Origin of the sequence: Myroides odoratimimus (genome assembly GCF_038039805.1) — a bacterium.
Taxonomy (GTDB): Bacteria; Bacteroidota; Bacteroidia; order Flavobacteriales; family Flavobacteriaceae; genus Flavobacterium; species Flavobacterium odoratimimum_B.
Genome location: NZ_JBBPHK010000002.1, coordinates 381,729 through 396,837 on the forward strand (window position 1 = coordinate 381,729; position 15,109 = coordinate 396,837).

General features: G+C 33.0%; 14 protein-coding genes and 1 tRNA gene. 10 read left to right on the forward strand and 5 right to left on the reverse strand.

Annotation, left to right across the window (positions count from 1 at the left end; genetic code table 11):
- Positions 1 to 15 precede the first annotated feature (15 nt).
- Positions 16 to 861 carry a hypothetical protein gene (locus AABL85_RS03535; protein ID WP_286386328.1) on the forward strand — a complete coding sequence of 282 codons (846 nt, stop codon included), beginning with the start codon at positions 16 to 18 and terminating at the stop codon, positions 859 to 861.
- Positions 862 to 915: 54 nt separating this feature from the next.
- On the opposite strand, the gene AABL85_RS03540 is transcribed toward AABL85_RS03535, so the two are convergent.
- Positions 916 to 3,186, reverse strand: coding sequence for an FUSC family protein (locus AABL85_RS03540; RefSeq protein ID WP_341309240.1), 2,271 nt, complete (start codon positions 3,184 to 3,186; stop codon positions 916 to 918).
- 145 nt (positions 3,187 to 3,331) lie between these two features.
- Here AABL85_RS03540 and def point away from each other — a divergent pair, with 145 nt between their 5' ends.
- The 4 genes from def to AABL85_RS03560 all read left to right on the forward strand — a co-directional run bounded on the left by def (position 3,332) and on the right by AABL85_RS03560 (position 7,425).
- Positions 3,332 to 3,919 (forward strand): peptide deformylase, encoded by a 588-nt coding sequence (def, locus tag AABL85_RS03545; protein WP_341309241.1) that lies wholly within the window; start codon positions 3,332 to 3,334, stop codon positions 3,917 to 3,919.
- Positions 3,920 to 3,982: 63 nt separating this feature from the next.
- Positions 3,983 to 4,402 carry a DUF5606 domain-containing protein gene (locus tag AABL85_RS03550; RefSeq protein WP_286386331.1) on the forward strand — a complete coding sequence of 140 codons (420 nt, stop codon included), beginning with the start codon at positions 3,983 to 3,985 and terminating at the stop codon, positions 4,400 to 4,402.
- Positions 4,403 to 4,479: 77 nt separating this feature from the next.
- A complete protein-coding gene (gene mazG / locus AABL85_RS03555) occupies positions 4,480 to 5,250 on the forward strand; it encodes a nucleoside triphosphate pyrophosphohydrolase (RefSeq protein WP_341309242.1) in 771 nt (256 codons plus the stop codon).
- Positions 5,251 to 5,370: 120 nt separating this feature from the next.
- Complete coding sequence (locus tag AABL85_RS03560) at positions 5,371 to 7,425, forward strand: S8 family serine peptidase (protein ID WP_341309243.1); 2,055 nt, start codon at positions 5,371 to 5,373, stop codon at positions 7,423 to 7,425.
- A gap of 67 nt (positions 7,426 to 7,492) precedes the next feature.
- Here AABL85_RS03560 and AABL85_RS03565 read toward each other — a convergent pair whose 3' ends face one another.
- Positions 7,493 to 8,125 (reverse strand): hypothetical protein, encoded by a 633-nt coding sequence (locus AABL85_RS03565; protein ID WP_341309244.1) that lies wholly within the window; start codon positions 8,123 to 8,125, stop codon positions 7,493 to 7,495.
- Positions 8,126 to 8,237: 112 nt separating this feature from the next.
- Between AABL85_RS03565 and AABL85_RS03570 the strand changes: the two genes are divergently transcribed.
- Positions 8,238 to 9,080 (forward strand): alpha/beta hydrolase family protein, encoded by an 843-nt coding sequence (locus AABL85_RS03570; RefSeq protein ID WP_341309245.1) that lies wholly within the window; start codon positions 8,238 to 8,240, stop codon positions 9,078 to 9,080.
- 82 nt (positions 9,081 to 9,162) lie between these two features.
- Here the strand turns inward: AABL85_RS03570 and AABL85_RS03575 are convergent, their stop codons facing one another.
- From AABL85_RS03575 to AABL85_RS03585, 3 genes are read right to left on the reverse strand one after another with little or no spacing between them, the layout of a single operon-like run.
- On the reverse strand, positions 9,163 to 10,200 hold the full coding sequence (locus AABL85_RS03575) for a COX15/CtaA family protein (RefSeq protein ID WP_341309246.1): 1,038 nt from the start codon (positions 10,198 to 10,200) through the stop codon (positions 9,163 to 9,165).
- Positions 10,201 to 10,205: 5 nt separating this feature from the next.
- The gene (locus AABL85_RS03580) at positions 10,206 to 11,642 is read right to left on the reverse strand and encodes a CCA tRNA nucleotidyltransferase (RefSeq protein WP_286395274.1); all 1,437 of its coding nucleotides are present in this window, start codon (positions 11,640 to 11,642) and stop codon (positions 10,206 to 10,208) included.
- A gap of 18 nt (positions 11,643 to 11,660) precedes the next feature.
- Positions 11,661 to 12,230: an L-threonylcarbamoyladenylate synthase gene (locus tag AABL85_RS03585; protein ID WP_286386345.1), complete on the reverse strand. Its 570-nt coding sequence runs from the start codon at positions 12,228 to 12,230 to the stop codon at positions 11,661 to 11,663.
- 343 nt (positions 12,231 to 12,573) lie between these two features.
- On the opposite strand from AABL85_RS03585, the gene AABL85_RS03590 reads away from it, so the two are divergent.
- The 4 genes from AABL85_RS03590 (at position 12,574) to AABL85_RS03605 (ending at position 15,034) form a co-directional block, all read left to right on the forward strand.
- Positions 12,574 to 12,996, forward strand: coding sequence for a PaaI family thioesterase (locus AABL85_RS03590; protein WP_286386347.1), 423 nt, complete (start codon positions 12,574 to 12,576; stop codon positions 12,994 to 12,996).
- 30 nt (positions 12,997 to 13,026) lie between these two features.
- Positions 13,027 to 14,091 carry a chorismate-binding protein gene (locus AABL85_RS03595; RefSeq protein WP_341309247.1) on the forward strand — a complete coding sequence of 355 codons (1,065 nt, stop codon included), beginning with the start codon at positions 13,027 to 13,029 and terminating at the stop codon, positions 14,089 to 14,091.
- Positions 14,092 to 14,164: 73 nt separating this feature from the next.
- Complete coding sequence (bshB1, locus tag AABL85_RS03600) at positions 14,165 to 14,881, forward strand: bacillithiol biosynthesis deacetylase BshB1 (protein ID WP_286386351.1); 717 nt, start codon at positions 14,165 to 14,167, stop codon at positions 14,879 to 14,881.
- A 79-nt stretch (positions 14,882 to 14,960) separates the two neighbouring features.
- A tRNA-His gene (locus tag AABL85_RS03605) sits at positions 14,961 to 15,034 on the forward strand.
- Positions 15,035 to 15,109 lie beyond the last annotated feature (75 nt).

A 15,109-nucleotide genomic window follows, 5' to 3' on the forward strand; every position in this document is an offset into this window, starting at 1 on the left:
AAGAGTGTAATAAAGATGTATATAGGTACAACAACCCCTGGCCGTAAAGAAAGATTCATTATAGTAGAAAAAGGAGATTCTGCTCAATCTCTCTTAATCTTTAGTCAAGAAGAACGAATAACTAATTTAATTATATCAGGACAGGAAAGTGGCTTAGAAATATTATTAGATGAGTCCTTTACTCCTTTGTTTAAGAACATACATATTCTTTATTTAAAAGATATAAGTATTGATAAGAATTGGCTATATCAGTTTGTAAACTTAAAGCGCTTAGAGATTAAAGGTTGTCAGTATAAAGGGAAAGAACCATTAGATTGGTTGAAGTTTACAGCTTTAGAAGAATTGTTTACTCCTTATTCTAAGCTATTTGAAAATTTATTTGTACATCCTACTCTAAGAACAGTCTTTATAGAAAACTTTGATAAGGAAGGCTTTGTTTTTCCTTTAAATACTGTAATAGAATCTTTATCAATAGAAAAAAGTAAAGAGTGTAAATGGAGTAGTTTAGTTAACTTAAGTGCCTTAAAAGCACTCTATTTGGTAAAAATACCTACGCTGATAGATGTTACTTGGTTAAGTACACTTACGCGCTTAGAAGATCTAGAGTTGAGCACTTGCAAAAAGATAAATAATGTGATAACGTCTATTGCAGAAGTAAGTACTTTAAAGACTGTTTATTTATCAGTTATAGGAGATATTGAATCGTTAAAACCACTTGAGAAGCTTCAAAATTTAAAGGACTTAACCATCGAAGAAGGAGGAAGGCTTATCGATAAGAAAAGTAGTACCATTCTTAATAAACTAAATAATCTTGAATATAGTATAGAGATGAAAAATTATGTAGATAGTAGTGAAGAGTAGAATTACATACTTAATAGAAAACAAAGGGGGATGTACATAACATCCCCCTTTGTTTTATGGTATAATCTTCTTTCTAAGTGAACTCAACATAGATACTTCAGATTCTTCTTGTTTTTTTAATGCTGCAATACTGGCTGTGATCTTGAATATCTTTTCAGATAAGCTAGATAACCACATCAGTTGCTCAATAACCAATACAGATTCTTCCATTAGGCTCTGTATTTGTTTATCATCAGAGTAAGTTTTCTTTAATTCGTATTCACGGATACCTTTTAGATATGACATGCTGAGATTAAAGTTCTCACTGCGTTCTATTATAGTTATCTCACCATTATTATAATCTTCTAATAGAGTGATAGTCTGTTTTAAATTGCCTATTGTGTAGTCCATGACTACATTAAATGCTTCAGAAGCTTTGGTAGTTGTATGTGACTGTACGTATATTCCTATAGAAGCAGCAGTGGAAAGGAAGGTATGATTTAGCACGGCTAACTCATAGAGCTCTGTTCTATACTTCTGTTTAGACTTAGGTTCTTGGATCATACGTTGAAAAGAAGCCATGAGGTTACCTATTTCAATAAAAGCATATTTTCTAGCGAGTTTATAAGGTAGGGTTACCTCTCCTTTTTCATTGTAGTAAAGCGTAATTTCCTTTACGTACTCTTTATTAGCTTCTATCGATTTTCTTAGATGCGTATTTAAGTTTAAAAACTCCCATGAAGGCCATAGTAGATAGTTCGCTCCGAAGGCTAATAAGGCTCCTATGATAGTATCAATGATTCTATAGATCATTACATCCATAAAATCAGGAGTAAGTAATCCATATATAAGTACTACATACATCGTGATAAAAGTAACTCCGACTTTATAATCTGTATGAGAGAACCAATACCCTATAATCATGGTTAGTACTGTGATATAGGCAATAACCGTAGCACTAGGAATAATGTATAACAATCCTATCGCTACTAAACCGCCTATGACAGTACCGATAACGCGTTCAAAAGATCGCTGCTTCGTCAATCCAAAACCAGGACGCATAATAACAACGATCGTTAGTAATATCCAATACCCGTTCAACACACCTGATATTTTACTTACTATAAGTCCTGCTAATATGGTTAGTGTAAGCCTTAAAGCATGTCTAAATATGGTAGAGGTAAAGTTTAGGTTCTCTTTTAAAGTCTCTAAACGATAGTGTACAGGAGTTAAGAATTTTTCTAAATCTTTAAAGCGCTCTTCTACATCTGCACTGAATGCTTTTTCGGTAAGAGATTTCTCTAAGTCATGGATTTTGTTTACCTGATTTTCAGCATAATGAATTACATTAGAGAACATCACTACAGCTTCTACCATATTAGTAGATTCTCCGCTTTTAACAAAATCATTAAGCATCGTCTGTATCTCTGCTAATTCATTAGAAAGATCGTATTTAGACTTGTACTTAGTACCTAAATTTATAGAATAAGCGATATCATCTATTGTCTCTGCAAAGTGATAGGCTAACTTCTGATAGCGCTCTATTATTTCTGGTCTATTACTAAATAGCTCATGTAATTTATTGTGTTCAAAAGAAGTAGATACAGCTACTTCTAGTATTTCTACTAGAGTAGAGAAGGCTACTAGTAATCTACGGTTATTAGAAGAGTTACCTGTATTAGCTTTATTTCGAACTAAATATTCTCTAAGATTTTCATGTACCTCATTAAGGCTTACTTGTATATTTAATTGTTCTTCTGTGATCTTTTCTACATTTGCATTTTTATCCCACAGTTGACCTCTGTGCTTTAGATAATCTGCTGTAAGCTCCATACACTCAGATGTCTGTAATACAGCATATCGCTTAGGTCTAAGGAGATTAAAAGTAACGGATACCAATAAGTAAAGTAATCCCCCTAATAGAAGCATTAAACAGTGCATGAATAGGGCATGACCTTCATAACTATGTGCTAATCCTAGACTGGCAGCTAATAATCCTGTAAACGACAGCATATTTGCACGATGTCCATATACAGATATCATGCTTAAAGAGAAAAATACAAAGACAAATATAGGGTAGAAATACCAGTTGCCATCAGTAATGGATAGAGTGAAAGTAACAGCAGGTACAGTAAATGCACCTACTAATAGCCCTATTATTTTATCTTTTTTATTACTAGGAATATCTACAGGTGCAGTTAACATGGCACCGATAGCAGCAGCAAAAGCCCAATCAAAAGCCTCATAGGGCATTAGTATTAAAAAAGGGACAACAGCTGATATAGTGATCTTTAACGAATCTGCAAGATGCGTATTATCTGTGAATTTTCTAGCTTTTCCTAGCATTGGTTACTTAATCTTTGACTTTAATTAGAGAATAATACTTTTTATCAAGCAAGATAAAACAAATAAGACATCAAAAATAATTTGTAGTATTATTTATTCATTTATTTTTGAGTATTTTTGCACCTTTAGAATAAAATAAGAAGACATGATATTATCAATAGTTGGGTATGGTGATGCTGTTCTGCGTAAAGTAGGAGAAAATATTACTAAGGACTATCCAAACTTACAAGAGCTAATAGCTAATATGTACGATACAATGTATGGAGCACATGGAGTGGGATTAGCAGCACCTCAGGTAGGATTACCTATTAGATTATTCGTTGTAGATACAGCACCTTTTGCTGAGATGGATGGAAATACAGAAGAAGAAATCGCTTTTTTGACTACTTTTAAAAGAACATTTATAAATGCAAAGATTTTAAAAGAAGAAGGAGAAGAGTGGTCTTTTAATGAAGGATGCTTGAGTATTCCAGATGTTCACGAGCCAGTAAAAAGAAAACCTAAGATTCAAATAGAATATTTTGACGAAAACTTCGTTAAACATGTAGAAGAATTTGATGGACTAGCAGCAAGAGTTATTCAACATGAGTACGATCACATTGAAGGTGTGCTGTTTACAGATAAAATATCTATCTTAAAAAAGAAGTTAATTTCGAAAAAGTTAAATAATATCCTTGAAGGAAAAATATTTACAGATTATAAAATGAAATTATCTAAGAAAAAAGGTAGATAAATAACTTGATTATTAATAACAATTTAAGATATTTGCGACTCTTAAAGTAAAATTTAGAAAAAGATGAGTTTAGAAAAAGTTTTAGCTATTTCGGGAAAACCAGGTTTATATGAGTTATTAGTACAAACTCGTACAGGATTTATCGCTGAATCATTAGCGGATGGGAAAAAAAGTACTGTAGGATTAAGAAATAATGTTAGTTTACTTTCAGAAATTTCAATCTATACTTATAATGAAGAAGTAAAATTATTCGAAGTATTTAGAAATATTGCAGCGAAAGAGAACAATGGAGAGGCTATTTCTCATAAAGAAGACAATCCTACATTAGTGGCTTACTTCAGAGAGGTATTACCAGAGTTTGATGAAGAAAGAGTATATGTTTCTGATATCAAGAAAGTATTGAATTGGTATAATATCATTCAAAGAAGAGGATTAATTGCAGAAGCTTTTAGCTCAGCTGCGACAGAAACTGAAGCAAAATAATTTATAAGAATTATATGTAGAAAGCCCGTTTTGTAAAAAAGCGGGCTTTTTTTTATATTTTAGAGCAAAAGAATTATATGCATACAAGACAAGAACAATTAGAGGCTGTAGATCGCTTATTAACTATACTAGACGAGCTTAGAATAAAATGTCCATGGGATAAGAAACAAACATTCGATAGCTTAAAAAACCTTACCGTAGAAGAAATGTATGAGCTAGTAGATGCTATTACGGAAGGTGATACTGATGAAATGAAAAAAGAACTGGGAGATTTATTAATGCATATTGTTTTTTATGCAAAAATAGGTAGTGAGCAGTCTTTTTTCGATATTAAAGATATTGCTGATAGTATTTCGGATAAACTTGTTTTTAGACATCCTCATATATATGGAGATGTAAAAGTAGACTCTGAAAAGGATGTATTGGCCAATTGGGAAAAACTAAAGTTAAAAGAAGGAAATAAATCAGTCTTAGCGGGTGTGCCTAAAGGATTGCCAGCTTTAATAAAGGCTTATCGCATTCAAGAAAAAGCAAGTGGAGTAGGATTCGATTGGGACGAGGCTAGTGATGTTTGGAAAAAAGTAGAGGAAGAAATAGAGGAGTTTAAGGTAGAAGTGAAGGCCGATAATCAGGATCTAATGGAAGAAGAATTTGGAGATATCTTGTTCACCTTAGTTAATTATGCTCGTCATAAGGGGATTGACCCTGAAAAAGCATTAGCAAGATCTAACAGTAAGTTTATTTCGCGCTTTAATATAGTAGAAGAATTAGTTAATAAAGAAAAAGGTGGCTTTGAAGATGTAACTCTTCAGGAGTTAGATGAATATTGGAATAAAGCAAAAAAATAAATATGAACTTATTTATATCACTATTCAAATATTATGTAGAGTAAAATGAATGAATTAAAATAATTAACATTGTAAGGCATAGGCTTTGGGCGTTTTAAAATAACAACAAAACGAAACGCCATGAAAAAACTAATCACCCTATCCTTATTGTGTTTTTATAGTATTTCATTTGCGCAGAATGACTCTATTATTAAAAACATTATTACAGCTAGAAGTATGTTCAATGAATATGAACTACTAGCAGAGTTTAAAGAGCAACATCTCCTTCGTCAAGAGAGAATAAGTAAAATAATTAATGATAAAAAGATTCCTTATAGTTATTTTTCTAAAGAAGGAGGCTATTATGAATTAGTAGATGTCTATCCCGACCAACAACCTATTTATTATCAAACGTATAATTCTAGAGCAGGAGAATTAGCTAACATTAACAGTGTTAAAAGGGGAGGAAAGCACAATCTAAACCTTACTGGTAAAAATGTACTTATAGGTGTTTTTGATGCTACTCCTGTTTTTAAAAAGCACGATGAATTTAAAGATAGACTTTACAAAATAAATGTAAAGTCCGAAGTTGTATCTGACTATGCACCATTAAGAGAGAGACGCATATTTCAAATGGCTCAAGAGCATTCTACGCACGTTACAGGAACTATATTTTCTAAAGGAATAGATGCTGAAGCGAAGGGGTTAGCACCTAACGTGAATCTCCATTCATATAACTGGCGTAGTGATGATATTAATATGTTCGAATTAGCTAAACAAGGAGCCTTGACGAGTAATCATTCTTATGGTACAGTTGCTATTGGTGCTAATGGACAGTTGGTAGTCGATCCTCGTCTAATTGGGATTTATGATTGGAAAGCAGAAGGTTTTGACAGAGTGACTTCTATGTATAAAAACTATCTTCCTGTTATTGCTGCGGGTAATAATCACCTCTATGCTTCTACGCTTAATCCTAATGGATCTGAGTATAATAATTTAGTAGGTATAGCAATGAGTAAAAATGCTTTATTAGTTGGTTCTTTAGAGCAGTTAGCAAGCTCTAATAGTATTAGCAATGTAAATATTGCTGCTAGTAGTAGCTATGGGCCTACAAAGGACTTTAGAATAAAACCCGATGTAGTGGCTAAAGGAGAAGGACTTTACTCTACTATAAATGATTATTCTAAAACTGAAGATTATGTACTTAGAACAAACAAATATAGTTATTTATCTGGCACCTCTATGGCTACACCAGTAGTCACTTCATTAGTAGCCTTACTTCAAGAGTGGAGTATAGATGCTTTTAAAGCACCTTTAAAAGCGGCATCAGCTAAGGCCATTCTCATCCATACTGCTTATCCTCTCACTAAAGTATATGATAAGAAAACAAGTAAAACAAAATACTTAGGAGAAGGACCTAATCCTATTTATGGTTGGGGAGCTGTGGACATTGATAAAGCTATCACTTTATTAGAAAATACTTCTAAGCAAAAAAGCTTTCTTATAGAACACACGTTAGAAGTAAAAAGAGGAATACATTATATTATTAGTAATGATTATGTAGATAATGAGATAGAAGCTACTCTTGTTTGGACAGATCAAGCCTTTCCTTTTGACTATAGTCATCTAAATGCTAATCCGTACGGTACTGCTTTAGTTAACGATTTAGACATGAGAATTAAAACTAGAGATAATGAGTATTATCCTTGGGCTTTAAAGAAAGATATGACTAATCCTATAGCACTTGAAAAAGATAATGATGTAGATAACGTAGAACGTATAACAAGAAAGAAACTCCCTAAAGGAGAGAGTAGTTTAACTATTAAAAGTAAAACACATCTAATTCCTGGAGGGATACAAGAATTTTCATTAATTATTTCTTCAAAAAATCCTATATCTATTAGTGAAGTTAAAACAGGAAGTTATCATGTTCAGAAAAGTGATAAGATAGAAGCTGACTCAATTGATATTGTGCTATGGCCTAATCCTGTTGTTGAAAAGCTTTATATGAACTATGATCATGAAAGGTTAGTACTGGAGAGTATTTATATCTATGATCTCAATGGTAGAGTAGTTAAGTACTTTCAGGATGTAAAGGATGATGTTGTATCATTTGATCTTATAAATAGAGGTACATATATACTTAAGATAGCAACGAATAAGGGAATCATAACTAAGTATATATTGAAAAAATAGTAATAAAACAGAAATCCTTATATGTAATGATAAGGATTTCTGTTTTATTCAAGTGCTGGCTACTTGCTTATTTATTTTTGTTAGCTTCTTTTGAGTTTGACTTCTCTTTTGTTAGAGCTTCTTCATGCTCACGCAATAAGTTAATAAACATATCTTGTTGAGCTTTCATATCCTCTTGCATTCCCTTCATTAATTGCATAAAATCTTGTGCAAAGAACTCTTCAAACTCATCATTTGCTTGCTCAGAATATAAGGCTCTTCCTGCTTGTGGATCATTTGCAATATTTAACATAGGATTAGTTCGATTGCCTAACTCTAAATAACGTTCTCCTGCTTCATTTTGATGTATTTTAACTGTGAAATCAGCTATTCCATTAGAGTTGTATTCTGACTTTTGTTGAGAAGACCCTCTCTCATCTCTAAAGCTTGTTTTTAACGAAATAAGTTCTCCTTTCTCATTCCTCTTTATATTAGAGAAACTCAAGTTCGCCATCTTTTCATTATTAACTTCTTTTTTAATCTCATCTAATTCACTATCTTTAGTATTCTTATTAATATGATATTCTATTGTAGTACTCTTAATGTTTAAACCCTCTTTCTCTTGTGCGTTTACGGTACTACCTGAAAAGAATAAAAAAGTAGCTAAAACAGGAACTAGTAAAGTTTTAGGTGAAATAATTAACTTTTTAAATACATTCATAATAATAGATTTTAAATAAAAAAATGTTTTATGGTTAAAGACGAATTTAAGTCTTTAAGTTTTAAACTTTTTTTAAAATTAATAGTATGAATGTTAAAAAACAAAAAATGATATGTATAAAGACTTAATAAAAGAAGAAGTATTAATAGAAGGGACTATACGTCCTTTTCTTTCAGACAGTAGTTATCCTAGAGATTCGAAATCTCTACCTTTAGTAATATTCTGTCATGGGTATAAAGGCTTTAAAGATTGGGGGGCTTGGGATAAAGCAATGGATTATATTGCAGAAACAGGATGTTATACAGTTAAGTTTAATTTTTCTTTAAATGGTACAACAATAGATAACCCTAAACAATTTGATGATCTAGAGGCTTTTGGACAAAATACTTACTCTCAAGAACAGCGCGATCTTAGCACTGTGATCAACTATTATAAAGAAAAGCCTGAAGTAGATAAAGAGAACATTTATTTAATAGGACATAGTAGAGGAGGAGGGACAGTTATTCTACAAGGGTATTATAACACAGAGGTTAAAGGAATTATTACCTGGGCAGGAGTCTCAGATTATAGGAAACGATTTCCAAAAGGAGAACGATTTGAAGAGTGGAAAACAAAAGGGGTATTCTATAGTGAGAATGGTAGAACAAAACAGCAGATGCCGCACTACTTTACTTTTTGGGAAGATTATGAAGAAAATGAGACAATACTAAATGTGCAGAAAGCAGCACAAAATTTAAAGAAACCTACTCTAATAGTACAAGGTACTAAAGATCCTGCAGTACCGTTAAAAGAAGCTCAATTATTACATCAGTGGATATCTAATTCTCTTTTAGATATAGTAGATGATGCGGATCATGTATTTGGTTCTAGACACCCCTATACAGAAGAAATATTGCCAAAACATTTGGAACATATCGCTAAAGTTACGAGTCAATTCATTCATTCAACGAAATAATGCTGACAGGTCTGAATCATAAAAAAGGAGAGGTAAATAATATTATTTACCTCTCCTTTTTTATGATTTTTTATTATTTATTTTAGTCTAAATTACTTTTGCCACAGTGATAGCATTTTCTTGCTTCTAGAATCAATTGGAATTGAACTCCAAAAAGGATAGAGGCTAATACTAGATGAGCTGCTTGACTTCCAAATGGGAAATGAACATAATACATCATAATACCCGTAAATATCTCTAAGATTAATAAAACCATCACCCATTTCATCTTATCAAATCCTAAGTTAGATCTTCTATTGATATAAAATAGATACATGTTCAAAAACATTATTATAAAAGAGAAGCTACGGTGAATATAGAAGTCTAGAGTAGGGTTATTTAACCATAAATACTCATTTCCTATACCAGCTTGTACCTGTTCATCAATGAACTCACGTACTTGTGTTCCTAGTACTACTTGAACCAAAGTGAAGATAAGAGAGACTACTAATAAGCTTCTAAAGGTACCGTTGTACTTTTTAATTTCAGTTTCTTTCTTAGCACTTTTTATGATTCCTATTATAATAGCTACAATAACTAAAGCCATAACCATGTGTACTGTAATCTTAATAGGATTTAATACTGAATATACTACAGTAGCACCTAGCCAAGCTTGGAATCCCATTAAGAAAACTACCAACCAAGAAGCTAACACTAAACCTTTGCGGTCTCTCCAGAATCCAAAAGAAGCTATAGCCATTGCGAAACAAGCTAATCCTGCTAATGCTCCACAAAGTCTATTTACATACTCTGTCCAAGTGTGCTTAGCATTAAATTCTGCATAATCATGACGAGTATATTTCTCCCAGTGACTCTCATTATAGGTATCTGTAGTTGTAAAAGTTTCTTTTGCTTTCCACAGGCTCTGATCATGTATGATCATTTGTCCTTTTTCGTATTCTCTATTCGGTTCCCATGTAATTTCTTGTTCTTCCGTAGGAGGGATGTAATATCCAAAACACTTTGGCCAATCTGGACATCCCATTCCTGAGCCTGTCATTCTTACTGCTGCACCTGCGAAGATAACTAGATAAACCAGTATAAGAGATGCTTTAGCTAATGGCAAAAAATAGTTTCTCATTATTCTTATTTTTTATTTTTAATTTCAAGTCCCATCTTAGACGCTTTAGCTTTCATAAATTCAAAAGCGGCATCGTATTCATTCGGGATAATACCTTCTAAAATAGCTTCTTTAATAGCCTCTTTAATCATTCCTATTTCACGGCATGGTTTAAGATCATAAAGCTCCATAATCTCTTCTCCAGTAATAGGAGGTTGAAAGTTACGAACATGATCGCGCTCTTCTACTTCAACTATTTTATCTCTAACAATTTTAAAATTATTGTGATATTTCTTAAACTTAGAAGGATTCTTTGTTGTAATATCAGCTTCACATAAAGTCATTAAGTCTTCTACGTGTTCTCCTGCATCAAAAACTAATCTACGCACTGCAGAGTCCGTTACTTCTTTTTGAGCCAGTACAATAGGCCTAGAACTCATGATAACCATCTTCTGCACGAACTTCATCTTTTGATTCAGTGGCATGTGTAGTCTCATAAAGATCTTCTTTACCATCTTACCTCCTAAGAATTCGTGTCCATGGAATGTCCAACCTTGTTTTTTAGAAAAGCGTTTTGTAGGTGCCTTTCCTATATCGTGTAATAAAGCAGACCATCTTAGCCATAAGTCATCCGTATTAGCACAGATATTATCTACCACTTCTAGTGAGTGATAGAAGTTATTTTTATGGGTGTGTCCCTCTATTTCTTCTACTTGATTAAGAGCTGTTAGCTCAGGCAATATTAAGTCTAGTAATCCTGTTTTATAAAGTAAAAGAAATCCTTTTGAAGGCTTTCTAGCCATTAATATTTTATTTAGCTCATCTACGATACGTTCTCCAGAGATAATCTCTAATCGCTTGTGATTAGCGGTTATAGAATCAAGAGAATTTTGTTCTATCATAAAATCTAATTGAGTAGCAAATCGGATAGCTCTCATCATACGCAACGGATCGTCTGAATACGTAATATCAGGATCTAGAGGAGTACGAATAATTTTATTTGCTAAATCAGCCACTCCGTTAAAAGGATCTACTAGCTGACCATATGTTTCTTTTTTAAGAGATATAGCTAAGGCATTAATGGTAAAGTCACGTCTATTCTGGTCATCTTCTAATGTGCCATCTTCTACTACCGGTTTTCTACTTTCAAAGTGATATGACTCTTTTCTTGCCCCGACAAATTCAATGTCAATATCGTCATAACGTAACATAGCTGTTCCGTAGTTCTTAAATACTTGTACTTTAGGTTTGTTAGGAAGTAATTCAGATACTTTTAAAGCTAATTCGATACCACTACCAACAGCAACAATATCAATATCTTTTTTAGAATCTCTTTTTAATAAAAAATCTCTTACAAATCCACCAATTACATAGCTATCTACATTTAAACTTTCTGCAGCTTTAGAGATATAGTCAAATATAGGATGCGTAATGGCTTCTTTATATATAGGGGTATCAGTCATAATATATTCAATAGGAGGCTACTTTCTAATGATAGTAACTAGGCTATTATCTTTTAATTTAATAATGGTAGAAGGCTTTGCAGGTTTCATGTCGTTTTGACGCAAGTTTACTACATAATCAACTCCTTCTATAATCTCTTTACTAATTTCGCTAAAGTTAGCAGGAGAGGGCTCACCACTAATATTTGCAGAAGTAGAAACTAGAGGCGATTTCATTTTTTCAATTAATCTAAAACAGAAAGGCTCTTCTACAATACGAACTCCTAAAGAGTTATCTGCAGATACTACTTCTTTTGCCACATATTTAGGATTGTCTAAGATTAATGTAGTAGGTTTCTCACTGCAGTCTAGGATATCCCATGTCACTGCAGGTGGAGAAGTAAATACTCTGTGGAATATTCTCTCGTTTACTAAGACAATCATGCTTTTTGATTCTGCACGTTTTTTTAGTGCATATATTTTTTTAATAGCTTCAGGGTTATTTGCATCACATCCTATTCCCCATACAGTATCAGTAGGGTATAAAATAATTCCGCCATTTTTAATGACTTCATATGCATTGAAAACTTCTTGTTGGATATCTTCCATTATTTTGTTGTAAATAGTATCGTTATAATCAAGGAGGTAAAATTACTAAAAAAATAGGATAGAACTAACTGATAGAAGTCATTAAAAATGCTGACTGAGCCAAATTCAAAACAATTATAATATTTTTAAGAAATCAAGAGTTATTTTCATTTAATTTTAATGCCTCTATAGGAATCAATATAAACAGATATATAGAGAAAGATAACTTTAAACTCAATACTTTTAGTTGTCCTTAATTTTAATAATTATAGTAAAAAAGCGATTTTTGAAACCCAATTCTTCTACTGAAGATATCGCTTATCTCTAAGTTTTTAACTTCTAACTAACAATGAGCAAAAAGAATATGAAAGATTTTAATAAAGAAGAGCTATTAGCTATGTATGCCAAGGTGTCTAAGAATACACTAATGGAAACATTGGAGATAGAATATATAGACGCAGGACCTGACTTCTTAGTAGCTAAAATGCCTGTCAATCCAAGAGTACACCAACCTATGGGGTTATTACATGGTGGAGCATCTGTAGCCTTAGCCGAAAGTCTAGGTAGTGGAGCATCTTTAATGCTAATCGATCCAGCTAAACAGGAAATTAGAGGTATCGAAATTTCAGCTAATCACGTAAAAAGCAAGCGAGCTGGATACGTAATAGGAACTGCTAGATTATTACACAGAGGTCGCACATTACACCTATGGGAAATAAGAATCACCGATGAGAATGATGTATTAGTTTCTATTTGTAAAATTACAAATATTGTGATTGACAAATAATAAGAGTTTATAAAATAACAAAAAGAATAAATGTATTTATTTAAATGTTTAGCAAAACAGTATGCTGATCAAAAACCTTTTGCTATTTATCGCAAACCTGATTCTAAAACTGTAGTAGGATTATTTCAAAAAACATATACTCTACACAAGGTAGAGACATTTGAAGAACAAGGTTTTGTATTCGCTCCCTTTGCTGAAGGGACGAGGTTTTATATTCCTTTAATAGAGTCCGCTATTGTAAAGGAAGCTCAAGAAGAAATTGCTTTTGATTTAAGTGAAGTAAAGCTTAATTATAATGACAAGCAAGCTAAAGAAGATTTTGAAGATTTAGTAGAACGCTGTGTCGAGGCTATTAAAAATAATTTATTTGGAAAAGTAGTTCCATCGCGAATCGAGAGTGTTCCCTATCAAGTAGAAGATATAGGATTGCTATTCAAAAAGTTGTGTAGTATTTATCCAACAGCATTTTGTTCTTTAGTATATCATCCAGAGATAGGATTATGGGTAGGTGCTACGCCAGAGACCCTTTTATCTCTAAAAGATAATACTCTAAAGACAATGGCACTTGCAGGGACTCAAGTAAACCATGGTCAGGAAATTGTAGAGTGGGGGCAGAAGGAACAAGAAGAACAATTATTTGTGACTGATTTTATAACAGCAACGTTAAAGCCTTTTGTACAAACGATTTCAACTTCAGAACCATATTCTAAACGAGCTGCTAAAGTGATGCATATATGTACCGATATTACAGCTACCCTAAACGATAAAAATCTTAAACCAATAGTTGAAGCTCTTCATCCTACACCAGCTGTCTGCGGGATGCCAAAGGAAGTAGCTCGTGACTTTCTAGTCAGAGAAGAGGGGTACTATAGAGGATACTATGCCGGTTATTTAGGTGAGCTAAATTGCAATGTAGAACAAGAAAATACAGACGAAACAAATCTATTCGTAAATTTGCGCTGTATGAATATAGAAGAGGATAGTGTTAACTTGTATATTGGCTGTGGAGTAACTATAGATAGTGATCCCTCTAGTGAGTTTATAGAGACCGTTAATAAGTCCTCTACAATGAAGAAGGTATTAAACCTCTCATAACAATGATGAATAAGAGTGTGTTTGCTTTGGGATACAGCACCAAAACACTACATAAAAACAAAATTATAAAAAGATGAAATTAGATATATTAGCATTTGGAGCTCATCCTGATGATGTAGAATTAGGATGTGGAGCAACTATAGCAAAAGAAGTATCTCTAGGTAAAAAAGTAGGGATTATCGATCTTACTCAAGGAGAATTAGGAACTAGAGGCTCTGCAGAAATCAGAAAAGTAGAAGCGACTAATGCAGCTGCTATATTAGGGGTATCTACTAGAGAGAACCTAAAATTCAGAGATGGGTTCTTTGTTAATGATGAAAAGCATCAACTAGAGATCATCAAGATGATTCGTAAATACCGCCCAGAAATAGTACTTTGTAACGCTATTGACGATAGACATATTGACCACGGAAAGGGAAGTAAATTAGTATCTGATGCTTGTTTTCTGTCAGGACTTCGAAAGATAGAAACGGTACTAGATGGTCTACCTCAAGAGGCGTGGAGACCTAAAGTTGTTTATCATTATATCCAATGGAAAAATATAGAGCCAGACTTCGTTGTAGATGTTACTGGTTTTATAGATAAGAAAGTAGATTCCGTAATGGCATATAGTACGCAGTTTTTTGATCAAAATTCTAAAGAACCTAGCACTCCAATCACGTCAAAAAACTTCTTGGATAGTATAACTTATCGCGCACAGGACCTAGGAAGGTTAATAAATAAAGATTTTGCAGAAGGTTTTACAGTAGAAAGGTATTTAGCAGTCAATACATTAGAAGATTTGATATAAATTTAGTGTAAAAAATAAGCGAAAAAGCTTGCGAAGTATAGAATAATCGCTAAATTTGCAACCGTTAAACAAAAACATGGTGACTATAGCTCAGTTGGTTAGAGCGTCGGATTGTGGTTCCGAAGGTCGTGGGTTCGAGACCCATTAGTCACCCTAAGTACTTACTGCATCATACATGGTGACTATAGCTCAGTTGGTTAGAGCGTCGGATTGTGGTTCCGAAGGTCG